Annotated in this window: 11 protein-coding genes; 6 read left to right on the top strand and 5 right to left on the bottom strand. The window is 72.6% G+C overall.

All coding sequences use genetic code 11. The annotated features are described in order from the left end of the window. Nucleotides 1-62: 62 nt before the first annotated feature. From ACIOJD_RS20735 to ACIOJD_RS20710, 6 genes are all read left to right on the top strand, one after another. Nucleotides 63-455 carry an ankyrin repeat domain-containing protein gene (locus tag ACIOJD_RS20735; RefSeq protein ID WP_401915655.1) on the top strand — a complete coding sequence of 131 codons (393 nt, stop codon included), beginning with the start codon at nucleotides 63-65 and terminating at the stop codon, nucleotides 453-455. 291 nt (nucleotides 456-746) lie between these two features. Then, on the top strand, nucleotides 747-2165 hold the full coding sequence (locus ACIOJD_RS20730; protein ID WP_401915652.1) for a HEAT repeat domain-containing protein: 1419 nt from the start codon (nucleotides 747-749) through the stop codon (nucleotides 2163-2165). Nucleotides 2166-2361: 196 nt separating this feature from the next. Then, the gene (locus tag ACIOJD_RS20725; protein ID WP_401915650.1) at nucleotides 2362-3480 is read left to right on the top strand and encodes a glycosyltransferase family 4 protein; all 1119 of its coding nucleotides are present in this window, start codon (nucleotides 2362-2364) and stop codon (nucleotides 3478-3480) included. Beyond that, on the top strand, nucleotides 3477-4721 hold the full coding sequence (locus tag ACIOJD_RS20720) for a glycosyltransferase (RefSeq protein WP_401915648.1): 1245 nt from the start codon (nucleotides 3477-3479) through the stop codon (nucleotides 4719-4721). Before ACIOJD_RS20725 ends, ACIOJD_RS20720 begins: the two co-directional genes overlap by 4 nt. Before the next feature lie 269 nt (nucleotides 4722-4990). Then, entirely contained in the window at nucleotides 4991-6040 is a 1050-nt protein-coding gene (locus tag ACIOJD_RS20715) for an SGNH/GDSL hydrolase family protein (protein WP_401917070.1), read from the top strand. Then, complete coding sequence (locus ACIOJD_RS20710) at nucleotides 6037-9660, top strand: hydantoinase B/oxoprolinase family protein (protein WP_401915645.1); 3624 nt, start codon at nucleotides 6037-6039, stop codon at nucleotides 9658-9660. The genes ACIOJD_RS20715 and ACIOJD_RS20710 overlap by 4 nt, the downstream gene beginning before the upstream one ends. A gap of 40 nt (nucleotides 9661-9700) precedes the next feature. Here the strand turns inward: ACIOJD_RS20710 and ACIOJD_RS20705 are convergent, their stop codons facing one another. The 5 genes from ACIOJD_RS20705 to ACIOJD_RS20685 all read right to left on the bottom strand — a co-directional run bounded on the left by ACIOJD_RS20705 (nucleotide 9701) and on the right by ACIOJD_RS20685 (nucleotide 15695). After that, nucleotides 9701-11179: a branched-chain amino acid ABC transporter substrate-binding protein gene (locus ACIOJD_RS20705; protein ID WP_401915643.1), complete on the bottom strand. Its 1479-nt coding sequence runs from the start codon at nucleotides 11177-11179 to the stop codon at nucleotides 9701-9703. 7 nt (nucleotides 11180-11186) lie between these two features. After that, nucleotides 11187-13169, bottom strand: coding sequence for a hypothetical protein (locus tag ACIOJD_RS20700; protein ID WP_401915641.1), 1983 nt, complete (start codon nucleotides 13167-13169; stop codon nucleotides 11187-11189). A 245-nt stretch (nucleotides 13170-13414) separates the two neighbouring features. After that, a complete protein-coding gene (locus ACIOJD_RS20695; protein WP_401915638.1) occupies nucleotides 13415-14293 on the bottom strand; it encodes a biotin-dependent carboxyltransferase family protein in 879 nt (292 codons plus the stop codon). Then, the gene (locus ACIOJD_RS20690; protein ID WP_401915635.1) at nucleotides 14290-14934 is read right to left on the bottom strand and encodes an allophanate hydrolase subunit 1; all 645 of its coding nucleotides are present in this window, start codon (nucleotides 14932-14934) and stop codon (nucleotides 14290-14292) included. Before ACIOJD_RS20690 ends, ACIOJD_RS20695 begins: the two co-directional genes overlap by 4 nt. Continuing rightward, on the bottom strand, nucleotides 14931-15695 hold the full coding sequence (locus tag ACIOJD_RS20685; protein ID WP_401915633.1) for a LamB/YcsF family protein: 765 nt from the start codon (nucleotides 15693-15695) through the stop codon (nucleotides 14931-14933). Before ACIOJD_RS20685 ends, ACIOJD_RS20690 begins: the two co-directional genes overlap by 4 nt. Between the last annotated feature and the right edge of the window lie 11 nt (nucleotides 15696-15706).

Below are 15706 nucleotides of genomic sequence, written 5' to 3'. Positions count from 1 at the left end.
TCGCTCGTACAGAGTTCTGCTCGTACGCACCAGGTCAACGACGTGAGAGAGGCGGTCCACCGATGAGTGAGGCTCCGGACCCCGAGGTGGTCGAGCTGGCCACGAAGATCTTCGACCTGGCCCGGCAGGGCGAGACGGAGGCGCTCGCCGCCTATGTCGACGCGGGAGTGCCCGCGAACCTCACCAACGACAAGGGTGACTCCCTCCTCATGCTCGCCGCCTATCACGGCCACGCGTCCGCGGTGGAGGCGCTGATCGCGCGCGGCGCCGACGCGGGCCGGATCAACGACCGGGGGCAGACCCCCCTCGCCGGCGCCGTCTTCAAGGGCGAGGACGCGGTGATCCGGGCGCTTCTGGCGGGCGGGGCGGATCCGGCCGGCGGGACCCCGTCCGCCGTGGATACCGCGCGGATGTTCGGGAAGACGGACCTGTTGGAGCTGTTCGGAGCCCGGTGAGGCCAGGTTCGGAGCCCCCTGGGGCCGGGTGGGGAGAGACGCCGTAAATGTGGTCGCGGTGGCGAAATGGCTGGGTCATCATGACGTCGGGGCCCACGAGGGGCCACCGGCGAGAGGCAGGGACGATGGTCTGCATTAAGCGGGGGACGACGGTCGGCCGAATATGTTGCCGCACGGTCTAGGTCTTGTCTCCCGTGGTGATCCGGGAGACAAGCCCTGGAGGCCCTGGCCCCTCCCGGGGTCTCGGTACACACCCCGGTTGCTTCGACAGCTTGATGTGAGGCTTTTCCGATGTTCGATCCAGTCATAGCGCCGAGCGGCACGCTGCTCGGCCTGTTGCAGAGGGGCCGCGGCGACGGCACGCTGCACGCGCTCGCGGCGCCCCGGGCGGAAGCGCTCGCCGCCCTCAACCACTGCGTGCTGAACGACCCCCGCCACGACTGGCAGGTCGAGAATCGCTCGCTCTACTACGCACGCCTCTACCTGGACATCCACGGCGGTCTCGACGCCATCGACCACCATCTCTTCCGGGCCGAGGATCAATTCGACACCGAGGAGTCCCGGACCGGGCTCGCGCTCGCCGTCCTCGGCCATCTCGCCTCCTACGGCAGGCACGACGCCCTGGAACTGCTCCGGCTCTACGCCGCGACCGGCAGCAACTGGGCCTGGGCCCTGGACGAACTGGCGCTGCGCGACGACGACACGGGTCTGCGCTCCCTGGCCGCACCGGTCCTCGCCAGATTCCCGCACACCCCCGAGGGCGACGCCGAGCTGGCATCCGCCGTACGGGACGCTTTCGAGCCCCACCCCTGGCGGCTCTGGGCGGAGGACCCGCGCGCCGAGATCGGCGCCCGGATCAGGGCGGCGGGCGAACGGGGTTCCTTCGACCGCTGGCGGCGACAGATGCGGCCGAGCGGCCCGCGCCCCGGCTGGAGCGTGCAGGCCGTCCTCGACTGGGCCCAACAGGGTCTGGAGCGCGGAAACCCGCTGCATCTTCCCGCGGCCCGCTGTCTCACCGCCGTCGCCGGTCCCGGCGACCGTCCCGCGATCGTCGAGGCTGCTCGCTGCGGACCCGACGGGGCCCGCAGTACGGCGCTCCACTATCTCGCCGAGGCCCGCGACCCGGCCGTGCTCGACCTGATCGAGGCCGCCGCGCTCAGTACGGACCGTACGCTCGCCGAAGCCGCGGTCGCCGCCTTCGAGCGGATGTGCGGCGAGGAGGCCGTCGACCGGGCCCGTGGCTGGGTGCACCGGCCCGACGCCCTCGGCGCGTCCGCGGCGGGTGTCCTCGCCTGTCGCGGCGGCGCGCAGGACGCCCCGCTGGTACTCGGCGCGCTGCGCGAGACCGTACGGGCCGAGGGGCCCGACACCCAGCGGCTGTGGACACTGGTCGACGGCGCCGGCCGCCTCGGCATCGTCTGCGCCGCCCCCGTGCTGCGCCACGTCTACCGCGAGACCTCCTCCTCCCAGCTGCGCGTCCGCACGGCGAAGGCGCTCGCGGCCACCGATCCCTCCTACGCCACCGGGTTCGCCGTCGAATGCCTGTGGGACTGCGAGGAGACCACCAGAGAGGTCGCCGCGCGGCACGCCGAGACCGCCGACGTACGGGTGGCGGAGCGGCTGCGGCGGCTGGCCGCCGACCCGGCCGAGGAGGCCGAGGTGCAGACCGCCGTACGGAGCCGGTTCGGCCCGGACGCCGCCGCTCTGTGAGTTTTGTGCCGGTATGGGACATGCGGCCGGTGCGTGGTGTACGTGGGCGGAAATCACCTCTTGGTGACGGTCTCGCACGATCTGGGTGGTCCCGTCACCCATGGGGAGCCGTCCCGCTTCCAATGCTCACGGGACGTTTCCATCGCGGAAAGATCCACGTTGGCGGCCACACGCTCCGTGGGACGAGAACACGAATATGCGTGTCGTCATCGTCACCGAGTCCTTTCCGCCCGACGTCAACGGGGTAGCCCACTGCGCCCTCCAGACCGCCCGGCATCTCGCCGCCCGCGGCCATGATCCGCTCGTCATCGCCCCGGCGGTCGCCGGCGATGCCGAGATCGACGCACCGTGCCCCGTCGTGCGCGTGCCCTCCCTCCCGCTCCCCGGCTACCCGCAGGTACGGGTGGCGCTGCCCAGCCGACGGGTCGCGGCGACCATCGCCGCGCACCGCGCCGACCTCGTCCATCTGGCCGGGCCCTTCGTGCTCGGCGTACGCGGCATGACGGCCGCCGCCCGCCTCCAGGTCCCCGCCGTCGCCGTCTACCAGACCGACCTCGCGGGCTATGCCCGTACGTATGTGGGCGCGGGCGAGGCAGCGGCCTGGCGCCGGATACGCGCCGTGCACACCGCGGCCGACCGCACCCTCGCGCCGTCCAGCGCGGCCGTCCGCGACCTCGCCCAGCACGACATCCCGCGCGTACGGCTCTGGCCGCGCGGCGTGGACACCCTGCGGTTCCGGCCAAGCCTGCGCGACGAGGCGCTGCGTCGGCGCCTCGCGCCCAACGGGGAGCTGATCGTCGGGTACGTCGGCCGGCTGGCGCCCGAGAAGCATGTCGAACTCCTCGCCGGAGCCTGCGAACTGCCCGGCGTCCGGGTCGTGATCGTCGGCGACGGCCCCAGCGACGCCTCGCTGCGCGCCGCACTGCCCGGCGCGGTCTTCCTCGGCCGTACGACCGGCGACGAACTGGCGCGGACCTTCGCCTCGTTCGACGTGTTCGCGCACACCGGACCGTACGAGACCTTCTGCCAGACCGTGCAGGAGGCCATGGCGAGCGGGGTGCCGGTGATCGCGCCGGCCGCGGGCGGACCGCTCGACCTCGTCGACCACGGGCGTACGGGGGTGCTGGTCGCGCCGCACGACACCGAAGCCGTCACCGAGGCGGTACGGGACCTCGCCTGCGCCCCCGCGCTCCGCGCGGCCTACGGACACGCGGGACGCGCCACGGTCGAGGGACGGACCTGGGCCGTCGTCGGGGACCAGCTGATCGACCACTACGACGAGGTGCTCGGCGCGCGCACGGCGGTGGTCGCATGAGCGGCATCGGTATCGGCACGGGCGTCAGGAGCGGCGCTGCCGGCGGCGGGAGCGCCGACCGCGGCGGGCTGAACATCGTACGGCTGGCCAACTTCGTCACCCCCTCCTCCGGCGGACTGCGCACCGCGCTGCGCGAACTGGGCATCGGCTACCGGGCCGCCGGGCACCGGCCCGTGCTGATCGTGCCCGGGGAGCGGGAGACCGACGAAGACACCGCGCAGGGACGCGTGATCACCCTGCCGGGGCCGGTCCTGCCCGGTACCGGCGGCTACCGGGTGCTGACCGCGCGCCGGAGGCTGCGGGAGGTGCTCGAAGAGATCGGGACCGACCGGCTCGAAGTCTCCGACCGGACCACCCTGCGCTGGACGGGGGAGTGGGCACGGCGCCACCGGATCCCCTCCGTGATGGTCTCCCACGAGACGGCGGACGGGGTGCTGCGCACCTGGGGCGTGCCCGGGACGGCGGCGGAGCGGGCCGCCGACCGGCTCAACCTGCGCAGCGCGTGGGCGTATTCGCGGATCGTGTGCACCACCGAGTGGGCGGAACGGGAGTTCCTCCGCATCGGCGCCGCCAATGTGGTGCGTGCGCCGCTGGGGGTCGATCTGGCCCGCTGCCGGCCCGGACGCGGTACGACGGCGGGGCGGGGCGCGAGCGCGGTACGGGACCGGTACGCGCGCGAGGGGGACGTGCTGCTGATGCTGGGATCCCGGCTGTCGGTGGAGAAGCGTCCCGGCACCGCGCTGGACGCGCTCGCCGAGCTGAGGGCCCGGGGCGTACGGGCCAGGCTGATCGTGGCGGGCGACGGACCGATGAGGAACAGCCTGGTGCGCCGGGCCCTGTCGGAGGGGCTGCCCACGCAGTTCCTCGGGCATGTCGGCGACCGCGAGGACATGGCCGATCTCCAGGCCGCCGCCGACATCTGTCTGGCGCCGGGACCGGCGGAGACGTTCGGGCTCTCGGCCCTGGAGTCGCTCGCCTGCGGCACCCCGGTCGTCGCGAGCGCGTCGTCGGCGCTGCCCGAGGTGATCGGGGACGCGGGTGTGGCCGCCGCGGACAACGCCCCGGCCTTCGCCGACGCGGTCCAGGAACTGCTGGCGCGCCCGGAAGAGGCACGCCGGGCCGCGGCCCGTGCCCGCGCGGAACTCTTCGGCTGGGACAGCGCGGTGGCCGCGTTCCTGGCGGCCCACGAGGCCCCGCTGCTGAAGATCCCGTCGCCGCGTGCTCCGGGCGGAGCGCCGTGATGACGCGGATCGGGGGTGCCCCGGACGGTGATTGTCCGGTCGGCCGGGCCCACGCGGTGACCGGGGCGGTCGAGGCGAGTGGGACGGACCTCGCCGCCGCCGTGGCCGAGGCGGGTACGGCAGGCGGGGCCGGTAAGGCCGGGACGGCCGGGGCCGACGTGGTGCTCCGTCCCCGGGGACAGTCCGCTGGGCGCAAGCCGGCCGCGTCGCGCGGCCGCGCCGTCTGCGAGCCCTCGCGCCGGGACGTCGCCGTACCGCCACGCCGTGTCGTGTCCGTACCACCGCGCCCCTTGCGGTATGTCGCGCTCGGGGACTCGCTGACCGCCGGGATCGGCGACCCCGTGGAGGGCGGCGAGTGGCGCGGGTGGGCCGCGCTGCTCGGCGGGGCGCCGGGCCCTGCCCGGCCGCCCCTCGCCGGACCCGGGACCGAGCGGCGACACGACCCGCTGCCCCGGCCCGAGACCGGACCGGACCCGGCGCAGCTGCCCGGCGACCGCGGCACCCGGAGGAGGAACAACGTCTCCAACAGGCTTCAAGACCAAGGCAGTTCGGGCGATCCTGACGGCCCCGGCACCATCGAGGGTGTCCGGTTTCGCAACGTCTCCGTCAGCGGCGCGCTCACCCGCGACGTCGAGGAGCGGCAGGTCCCGGCCGCCCTCGACTTCGCGCCCGACCTCGCCTCCGTCCTCGTCGGCGTCAACGACACCCTCCGCCGCGCCTTCGACATCCAGGACCTCGCCCCGCGGCTCGACCGGATCTGCGCGGCCCTCGCCGAGAGCGGCGCCGTCCTGATGACCGCCTGCCTGCCCGATCCGGGCGCCGTGCTCGGCCTGCCCGCGCCCCTTGCCCGCCCGCTCGCGCGCCGACAGCGCGCCGTGAACGCCGTCGTACACGCCCTGTCGACGCGCTACGACACCGTCCATCTGCACATGGCGGACGAGTCCTGGGTCGCCGACCGGTCACTGTGGAGCGCCGACCGGCTGCATCCGTGCGAACGTGGCCACCGGATGATCGCCGCGCGCTTCCACGAACTGCTCGCCGCGCGTGGACTGGCGCTCGGCCCGCCTCCCTCGCTGGAGGCCGACCAGCCGTCACCCACCCGTACGGAGGCACTGCGCTGGCTCGCCGTCTCGGGCACCGGATGGGTGGTGCGCCGGTGCCAGGACCTCCTGCCCGAGCTGCTGCGACTGGCGGGCGACGAGGTACAGCACTGGGCGCGCGGCACCGGGGCGCGCCTCGATCTACAGGCGGACGAGACCCTCTCCCGCGCCCTCGCTACGCTCTCCCCGCGCGCATCCGTTGCCAGAATGGGGGAATGACCGGGCGCTGGGAATTCTGGATCGACCGGGGTGGCACCTTCACCGATGTGGTGGGCAGGCGTCCCGACGGAGAGCTCGTCACACGCAAGCTCCTCTCGCACCATCCGGAGCGCTACGAGGACGCGGCGGTCGCCGGTATCCGGCTGCTGCTCGGGCTCGGACCGCACGACCCGGTTCCCGCCGACCGCGTCGACGTCGTCAAGATGGGGACGACCGTCGCCACGAACGCGCTCCTGGAGCGGCGCGGCGAGCCGACCGTCCTCCTGATCACGGAGGGCTTCCGGGACGCCCTCCGTATCGCCTACCAGAACCGGCCCCGGCTGTTCGACCGCCATATCGTGCTGCCCGAGGCGGTGTACGAACGCGTCATCGAGGTCCCGGAGCGCGTCGACGCGCACGGCGTCACGGTACGGCCGCTCGACACGGAGACCGTCGCCGCCGCTCTGCGTACCGCCTACGAAGACGGCTTCCGCAGCGCCGCCGTCGTCCTGATGCACGGCTACCGCCACCCCGCGCACGAGAGCGCCGTCGCCGACGCCGCGCGTGCGGCCGGTTTCACCCAGGTCAGCTGTTCACACGAGGTCAGCCCGCTGATCAAGCTCGTACCACGCGGTGACACCACCGTCGTGGACGCCTATCTCTCACCGATCCTGCGCCGCTACGTCGACGAGATCGCCGCGCAACTGCCCGGCATCCGGCTGATGTTCATGCAGTCCAACGGAGGGCTCAGGGAAGCCGCCCACTTCCGGGGCAAGGACGCCGTGCTGTCGGGTCCGGCCGGCGGTGTGGTCGGCATGGCCCGTACGTCCGGGCAGGCGGGCTTCGGCCGGGTCATCGGCTTCGACATGGGCGGCACCTCCACCGATGTGTCGCACTACGCGGGCGCTTTCGAACGCGAACTCGGCACCCAGGTCGCCGGGGTGCGGATGCGCGCGCCCATGATGAGCATCCACACCGTCGCGGCGGGCGGCGGCTCCGTGCTGCACTTCGACGGACAGCGCTACCGCGTCGGGCCCGACTCGGCGGGCGCCGTACCGGGACCCGCCTGCTACCGGCGCGGCGGCCCGCTCACCGTGACCGACGCCAATGTGATGCTCGGCCGCGTCCAGCCGGCGCACTTCCCCACGGTGTTCGGCCCGCGCGGGGACCAGCCCCTGGACACCGAGGCGGTACGGGAACTCTTCGCGGCCCGCGCCGAAGAGGTACGGAAGGCCACCGGCGTGCGGCGCGCCCCGGAGGAGGTCGCGGCCGGCTATCTGGAGATCGCCGTCCTCAACATGGCGAACGCCGTCAAGAAGATCTCCGTACAGCGCGGACACGACATCACCCGCTACGCGCTCACCAGTTTCGGCGGGGCCGGCGGCCAGCACGCCTGCGCGGTCGCCGACGCCCTGGGCATCGGCACCGTGATCGTGCCGCCGCTGGCCGGGGTCCTGTCCGCGTACGGCATCGGGCTCGCCGATGCCACCGCCATGCGGGAACAGTCCGTCGAGGCCGAGCTGGACGACGGGACACTGCTCCGGGTGCGTGAGCTGTGCGACGCACTCGCCGGGCGCACCCGCGCGGAACTGCGCGCCGACGCCGTCCCCGACAGCGCCGTCACCACGCACGCGCGCGTGCTGCTGCGGTACGCCGGTACGGACGCGAGCCTGCCGGTCGAGCTGGCCGACGCCGCCGCCATGACCGGGGCGTTCGAGCGTGAACACCGCGCGCGGTACGGCTTCACCATGGACAAGCCGCTGATCGTGGAGGCCGTCTCGGTCGAGGCGGTGGGGACATCCGGTCCGCACGAGGCGCCGCACACCCCGCACCGGGTGGACCGCGCCGCTCGTCCGGGCGGGAGCGAACCGTACGCCTCCGTAAGGATGTTCACGGACGGACGCCTCCGGGACACCCCGCTGTACCGCCGCGAGGATCTGAGGCCGGCCGACACCGTGACGGGGCCCGCCGTGATCGCCGAGGCCGACGCCACCACCGTGGTCGAACCGGGCTGGCGGGCGGCCGTGAGCGAGCGCGGACATCTGCTGCTCACGCGCGTACGGCCGCGCCCCGCGCGGGCCGCGGTCGGGACGGACGTCGACCCCGTACTGCTGGAGGTCTTCAACAACCTCTTCATGGCGATCGCCGAGCAGATGGGCGTACGCCTGGAGAACACCGCCCACTCCGTCAATATCAAGGAGCGGCTCGACTTCTCCTGCGCGCTGTTCGACGCCGACGGCAATCTGATCGCCAACGCGCCGCACATGCCTGTCCACCTCGGGTCGATGGGCGACTCCATCAAGGAGGTCCTGCGGCGCAACGAGGGCACGCTGCGGGCCGGGGACGTGTACGCCATCAACGACCCGTACCACGGTGGCACCCACCTGCCCGATGTGACCGTCGTGACCCCCGTGTTCGGTGAGACACCCGGCGACGGAGGTGACCGGCTGGAGTTCCTGGTGGCCTCGCGCGGCCACCACGCCGAGATCGGCGGCATCTCCCCGGGCTCCATGCCCGCCTTCAGCAGGACCGTCCACGAAGAAGGCGTGCTCTTCGACAACTGGCTGCTGGTCAGGGACGGCCGTCTCCGTGAGGCCGAGACCCGGGAACTGCTCACCACCGCGCCCTACCCCTCCCGCGACCCGGACTCCAACCTCGCCGACCTGCGGGCCCAGATCGCGGCGAACGAGAAGGGCATCGGCGAACTGCGCCGGATGACCGTTGAGTTCGGGACCGACGTCGTCCAGGCCTATATGGGGCACGTACGGAGCAACGCCGAGGAGTCCGTCCGCCGGATCGTCGCCGATCTGCACGACGGCTCCTACCGCTACGAGACCGACGGCGGCGCGGTGATCGAGGTCGCGCTGAGCGTCGACCGGGAGGCGCGCGGCGCGGTCCTGGACTTCACCGGCAGTTCGCCGCAGCTGCCGGGCAACTTCAACGCGCCCACGTCCGTGGTGATGGCCGCGGTGCTGTACGTCTTCCGGACGCTGGTCGCCGACGACATCCCGCTCAACAGCGGCTGTCTGGAACCGCTGGAGGTGCGCGTACCGGACGGCTCGATGCTGGCACCCGCCTTCCCGGCGGCGACCGTCGCGGGCAATGTGGAGACCTCCCAGGCCGTCACGGGCGCGCTGTACGCGGCGCTCGGCGTCCAGGCCGAGGGCTCGGGCACCATGAACAACGTGGCCTTCGGCAATGACCGGGTGCAGTACTACGAGACGATCGCGAACGGCTCAGGAGCGGGCGACGGCTTCGACGGCGCCGATGCCGTACAGACCCATATGACCAACTCCCGGCTCACCGACCCCGAAGTCCTGGAGTGGCGTTACCCGGTACGGGTCGACAGCTTCGCCGTACGGGAGGGCAGTGGCGGCGCGGGGCGGTGGCGGGGCGGCGACGGGGTCGTACGGCGCCTGCGCTTCCTGGAGCCGATGACGGTGACGCTCCTGTGCGGACACCGCAGGATCCCGCCGTACGGTATGGCGGGCGGCGCGGCCGGCGCGCTCGGCGGCAACGCGGTGGAGCGCGCGGACGGTACGCTCACGCCGCTGCGGGGCGTCGACCTGGTGGAGATGGAGCCGGACGACGTCCTGATCATCAGGACGCCGGGCGGCGGCGGTTACGGAACGGCGCGCTGACGCGGGAAGTCCGCGAGACCGGCCGGACCGGGCACGCCCCTCAGCGGCCCACGGGCGGCCTGCCCTGGGCCGCCGACACCTCGACGAGGTCCGCGCGGCCCTTCGAGTTGAGGCTGAGGATCGGCACCGCCTTGTTGCGCGGATTGCCGTTGTTCTGGAAGGAGATGAAGCCGCTCGCCCCCGCCACCGGCTGGCCGTCCATCTGGTGGAACATCCGGCCCACCGCCTCACCGGTCATCTCGGAACCGCCGGGCGCCAGTTCGATGCCGTGGGCGGCGGTGAGGACGGCGTCGTGGGCCATGATGTCCTGGCCGTCGTAGCGGTCGTCTCCGGGGAACCAGCGGTCCATCTGACCGTTCACCTGGAAGTACTCAGCCGAGCGTTCGGACACGCTCTCCGGTGAGTTGCTCAGTGTGTCGCGGTGGGCCAGCCCCGTGTAGAGCACCCGCACGGCCCGCTGCGCGGCGAGTTCGATCTGCCGCCGGTTGAGGTTCGAGGTGTCGTCGCCGGCGAAGACGGTGAACTTCTGCCGGGTGCAGCTGCGGTTGGCGAGCGCGTCGAGGAAATGGGTGAGCTGGCGGCCGCGCCCCGCGAAGAAGATGATCTCCGGCTTCTTGTCGCAGATGTTCACCGGGATATTGCGCAGCTCGGCCTTCCAGACGCCGGGGGCTCCCGCGGAGTCGAAGGTCATGGTCTCCCCGACCAGTCTGTGGTCCTTGTCGGGAAACGCCTCGCTGAACGCGTCGTTCAGGGTCTTCGCGTAGTTGCTGTCGGAGATGTCCTGGACGACGACCGCCGTACGGGCGTCCGTCTTCTTCAGGTAGTTCGCCGCGGCCTGCGCCTCGGCCACATTGTCGGGACCGACCCGTACGAAGCCGGGGATGTTCTGGATGTTGGTGGCGCTCATGGTGCTGGCGACCGTGGCGATACCGTTCTTCGAGAGTCGCTTCAGCGCGGCCAGGTTGGGGTTGGTGCTGGGGCCGAGTCCGGCGACGGCGACGAGCCTGTCGGCGGAGGTCTTGCGGTCGATCAGCTCGCCGACGGTGTGTTCCCATTGCGCGGAACGGCTGCCCGTGTTGGCGACCAGCAGCCGGATCTTGGGGGAGGAGGAGAGGTCGCCCCGGTTGTGCCGGTGCTGCGCGAGATAGGCGCCCTCCAGCTCGTGGCGTACCGAATCCTCGGAGTTGCTGTCGTCGTCGCCGAGCGTGAAGGACGTCATGTACGCGACGCTGACGTACGGCTCCTTCTTGGTCTTGGCGTCCTTGAGTACCCGGTCGTTCTCCGCCTTGATCATTCCCTCGACCCGTTCGAGGTGGTCGGCGAAGGCCCAGGAGCCGTCGGTGACACCGACACACTCGTTGTTCTCGCCCTTCTTGACGACGCCGTCGTCGCAGCGCGCCCGTGTCTCACCGATCCAGTTCATGGTGAGCGGGACGGCCACGGCGAGGGCGGCGACGACGACCACCGCGATCACGACCCGGCGCACGATGTGCAGCGGCCATTCGAGTCTCGGACGCATCCGGCTCTCACCCCTCGCTCGTGGATATCAGTGGATGGCGCCAGTGGCGGTAGCGCTCGGCCTCGTTGAACAGGGCCACGACGTCGTTCCTCCGCAGCCGCGACAGCTGGTTGAACCCGTCGGCGAGCAGGTTGTTCAGCCGCATTCCGGGATCGGCGAGCGGGTCGCTCCACACCCATCGGGTGGTGATCAGTTCCCGTATCACCGATCCGGTGGTGACCGCCTCGCCGGGCTCGGCCGGGCCGAGCCCGGCGAGCAGTTCGAGCGGTCCACCGATGGCCGGGAACCGGTTGGGCGCCGCCGTGATCGCGTTGAACTCGTTGATCCACTGCGCCGCGGGCACCGTCGGGAAGCGTCCGACCAGATAATCGGTCACTTCTTCGATCTGTCCCCAGGCCAGCCGGTGGTACATCTCCTGGACCGTGCGCTGACCGGATCTGAAGTGCTCGGCGAGCAGTTCGTGCACCGTGTCCCAGTCGTCCGGGCGCCGCGCGAGGCGCCACAGCAGCATCCGCCGCAGCCAGGGGTGGAGCGTCGGCATCACGGCCCCCGGACTGAGCAGCAGCCAGCGCGCGCGTATCTCGCCGAACAGCGAGTCCCCGGGGCTCAGTACGCGCGCGCCGATGGACAAGTCACGTGCGGCGGCGCACTCGGCGAGGGTGTCGCGCCGGGTGTCGTCGAACCCCTGGAGCAGATGGTCGAGGGCGGCCTCGGCGAGCGTAGGCGTGTCCTCGCCGTCCCGCAGCGTCCTCTCGGGCAGGGTGCGCAGCCACCGGTCCTGCTCCAGCCCGCCCTCCGGGGGTACGTCGGAGTGCCGCAGGGCGTCGAGCACTTGGTGCACCGCCCTCGGCAGCCCGCAGGTCAGCCGGTGTACGAAGGGGGCGAGGCGGGTGAAGGGCGCGAGATCGGCGTGGCGGCGCAGCTCCAGCTCGATACGGATGCGCACCTCGTCGAGGTTCAGATCGCGCAGCCGCAGCGGATACCACCAGGTGTCGTCGCTGTCACGCGTCGGCCGGTGTTCGCTCCAGTCCCCGAGGGACGCCCGATCGGGGCCGCGCAGCTGCCAGGGCCACTGATCGCCGGTGGCCGGGCCCCAGCGGGGCAGCCAGCGGTTGGAACTCGCGACGATGGTCAGCGGATCGCAGGGGGCGCCCGCCACCACCGTGTCGTCGTGCCGGGCGCGGATCAGCAGATCCAGGAAGCGACGGCCGTACTCCGAATGGGAGTTGTCGAGCAGGAGCAGGTAGGAGCGGGGCATGAACGAGTGGGCCACATTGCGGCGGAGGTCCTCCAGAAAGGCCGAGAACAGCACCCGGTCCAGTCGCTCCTGGCCGTCCTCGTCGCCGTCGTGCCGCCAGAGGTTGAGCTCGACCAGCGCCTCCCACGGATCCTGGCTCCGGATCAGAGGGTGACCGCCGTACCACGCGGCACCGCCGGTGAACTTACGGCCGGGCAGCCGGCGCCGGCCGTGCCGCAGGGCGTCCATCAGCAGCGCGGCCGCCGCGGTCGAGGCGCCGTCCGGAGCGCCCACGGCGCCTCCGGCCACCTCGAAGAAGGCCGCGAGGTAGTCGCCATAACGTGCCTCGGCCCGCTCCTGGAACGCGTCCAGCTCCCGCCGGATGTTGCGCCGGCCCTCGGCCAGGCTCGTCATCCGCAGCTCGTGGTCGGAGGCGAGCAGCCCGAGGGTGAGCCGGGGGAAGTGTGAGCGCCGGTATCTCGGCAGCTTGCGTTCCAGCTGGCCGGCGAGCAGGGCCAGGCCGTAGCGCGGCAGCAGGGCGTGCTCGCCGGCCAGGTTGACGTAGGCGAACGGGTTCTCCGGCCCGAACTGCTCCATGAGCGCGCTGTGCGCCTCACTGGCGCCGCTGCCGGGCGGGCCGAGCAGGATGGTCACGGGACGTTCCGCGTCGGGAGGCTGCCTGAGGCACTCGTCGACGAGGGAAAGGATGCCGCTGCGGCCTCTGAGCCCCATGCGCACTCCGGACTCCGTCATGCGCCTCAGCCCCCCCGAGCTTCAGCCACCCGACCGGGCGCGGTGGGGCGGCGATGTCAAGTCTAGCGAGTGGGCCTGACAACTACTGCTGTTTTTACGGGGATTGTTGAGGCACACGGTCGACCTGCCCGGTGGCGGGTGCTCCGAGCGCATGGTTCCGGGCCGCGTGGGCCCGCTCGGCTCGAGGGAGACAAAGGCCAGGTCGTACGGGCGTGGGAGGTTTGCCGGGCCCTCGGGCGCGAGGCCTACGACGGGATTCGGCGCCGTACCGGTAGGAAACGCACCGGCGTCCCGGGCGTCGCCTGGGCCGCCGCGGGCAGGTCGCGCTGCCGGACGACCGCGATCACCGGATAGCCGCCGGTCGTCGGATGGTCGGCGAGGAAGACCACGGGGCGGCCGTCCGGCGGCACCTGTACGGCCCCCGTCACCATGCCCTCGCTGGGCAGTTCGTCCGGTACGGCGCGCTCCAGCGGCGGCCCCTCCGTGCGCAGCCCTATGCGATTGCTCGCGGACGACACCCGGTAGGAGCGGGTGGCGAGCGTGCGCAGCGCCGCGGCGGTGAACCAGTCGTCGCGGGGCCCGAGCCGTATCCGCAGCACCAGTTCGGCCGGCGGAGCCCCCGACGGCACCCCGTCGAGCGGCGCCGCCCGGCCCGTCGCGGGGCCCAGGGGCAGCACCGTCCCGTCGCGCAGCGGCCCCGGGCCGAGGCCGGAGAGCAGATCCGTGGACCGGCTGCCCAGCACCGGCTCCACCGTGATCCCGCCACCGAACGCCACATAACCGCGGACCCCCGCGACCGCCGCCCCGACATCGAGCAACGCGCCCGCCGGGACCCGTACCGCAGCGCCCCAGGCCACCGGGCGGCCGTCGACGGCGACCGGGCACGGCGCACCCGTGACCGCCACGGTGACCGCGCAACGCGGCCGTACCGCACATCCGTTGAGCGTCGTCTCCAGGGCCGCCGCGCCCTCCGCGTTGCCGACCAGCCGGTTGGCCAGCCGCAGCGCGGGCGGATCGAGGGCCCCGGAGCGCGGCACGCCGAGATGGGCGTGCCCGTACCGGCCCAGATCCTGGACCGTCGTCAGCGCCCCGGCCCTGATGACCGCGAAGGCCCGGTCCGTCATCGGCTCGCCGCCTTCGCCGCTGCTCCTGTCGGTTGCGGCGTGAACCGCACACGCGTCCCCGGCGCGAGCAGCGCGGCGGGCTCGCGCGCCGGGTCCCACAGGAGCGCGTCCGTCGTCCCGATCAGCTGCCAGCCGCCGGGGGAGGAGCGCGGATACACCCCGGTGTAGGGGCCCGCGAGGGCGACGGAGCCCGCCGGGACCGCGGTACGTGGCGTGGGCCTGCGGGGTACGTCGTAGGCCTCGGGCAGCCCGGTGAGATAGCCGAAGCCGGGCGCGAAACCGCAGAAGGCGACACGGAATTCGGCCGCCGAGTGGATCCGTGCCACCTCCTCGGCCGGCACCCCCCACAGCGCCGCGACCTCCGCCAGATCGGGACCGTCGTAACGGACCGGCAGCTCGACGGTGTCCGGCACGCGCGCGTGCGGCCCGGGAGTCTCCCAGCCGTCGAGCCGCGCGGCGAAGCCGTCCGGATCGTCCAGCCCGTCGAGCAGTACGGTACGGGCCGCGGGCACGATCTCCCGTACCGGCGGCAGGGTGCCGGCGGCCCGGCGGCGCAGCAGCTCCGCGTGGAACGCCGCGGTCCGCTCCCCGTCGGCCAGTTCGACGAGCAGCGCCCGGTCCCCGACAGGCAGCGTTCTCATACGAAGGCCTCCACCCGTACTCCCGACGCTTCGAGCTGACCGCGGACCCGGCGGGCCAGACCGACGGCGCCCGGGGTGTCCCCGTGCAGGCAGAGCGAACGGGCGCGGACACCGACGGACTGCCCGCACAGGGAGGTCACCACGCCGAACCGGGCCATGGAGACGGACCGTTCCACGACGAGCCCGGGGTCCGTGATCACGGCCCCTTCCCGCCCGCGCGGCACCAGGGTGGCCTCCGGGGTGTACGCCCGGTCGGCGAACGCCTCGGTGACGACGGGCAGTCCGGCCTTCTCCGCCATGTCGTGGAGCCGTGAGCCCGGCAGCCCGAGCAGGGGGAGCCGCTCTCCGGTGAGCATGACACCGTCGACCACGGCCTCGGCCTGCTCCGCGTCATGAACAACTCTGTTGTAGAGGGCGCCGTGCGGTTTGACGTACGAGACCCGGGAACCCGCCGCCTTCGCGAACACCTCCAACGCCCCGATCTGGTACGCGACCTCGGCGGCCAGTTCGTCCGACGGCACATCCATCGCGCGCCGGCCGAAGCCCGCCAGATCGCGGTACGAGACCTGGGCGCCGATGCGCACCCCGCGCTCGGCGGCCCGCGCGCAGACCCGCCGCATCGTGGCCGCGTCCCCGGCGTGGAAGCCGCAGGCCACATTGGCGCTGGTGACGACGGAGAGCAGTTGCTCGTCCTCGGTCAGCCGCCAGCGGCCGAAGCCCTCGCCGAGATCGGCGTTGAGGTCGATGGACGCCCAGGTCATGGGTCACCTTC

The sequence above is a fragment of the Streptomyces sp. NPDC088116 genome, from assembly GCF_044741745.1.
Classification (GTDB): Bacteria; Actinomycetota; Actinomycetes; order Streptomycetales; family Streptomycetaceae; genus Streptomyces.
Note: the sequence above shows the minus strand (reverse complement) of the source record. Positions and strands in the feature narration are given on the sequence as shown.

Coding starts and splice junctions, on each gene's coding strand:
- ACIOJD_RS20690 (WP_401915635.1), bottom strand. CDS start 14,934: ATGAGAACGCTGCCTGTCGGGGACCGGGCGCTGCTCGTCGAACTGGCC.
- ACIOJD_RS20730 (WP_401915652.1), top strand. CDS start 747: ATGTTCGATCCAGTCATAGCGCCGAGCGGCACGCTGCTCGGCCTGTTG.
- ACIOJD_RS20720 (WP_401915648.1), top strand. CDS start 3,477: ATGAGCGGCATCGGTATCGGCACGGGCGTCAGGAGCGGCGCTGCCGGC.
- ACIOJD_RS20710 (WP_401915645.1), top strand. CDS start 6,037: ATGACCGGGCGCTGGGAATTCTGGATCGACCGGGGTGGCACCTTCACC.
- ACIOJD_RS20685 (WP_401915633.1), bottom strand. CDS start 15,695: ATGACCTGGGCGTCCATCGACCTCAACGCCGATCTCGGCGAGGGCTTC.
- ACIOJD_RS20700 (WP_401915641.1), bottom strand. CDS start 13,169: ATGACGGAGTCCGGAGTGCGCATGGGGCTCAGAGGCCGCAGCGGCATC.
- ACIOJD_RS20725 (WP_401915650.1), top strand. CDS start 2,362: ATGCGTGTCGTCATCGTCACCGAGTCCTTTCCGCCCGACGTCAACGGG.
- ACIOJD_RS20695 (WP_401915638.1), bottom strand. CDS start 14,293: ATGACGGACCGGGCCTTCGCGGTCATCAGGGCCGGGGCGCTGACGACG.
- ACIOJD_RS20705 (WP_401915643.1), bottom strand. CDS start 11,179: ATGCGTCCGAGACTCGAATGGCCGCTGCACATCGTGCGCCGGGTCGTG.
- ACIOJD_RS20735 (WP_401915655.1), top strand. CDS start 63: ATGAGTGAGGCTCCGGACCCCGAGGTGGTCGAGCTGGCCACGAAGATC.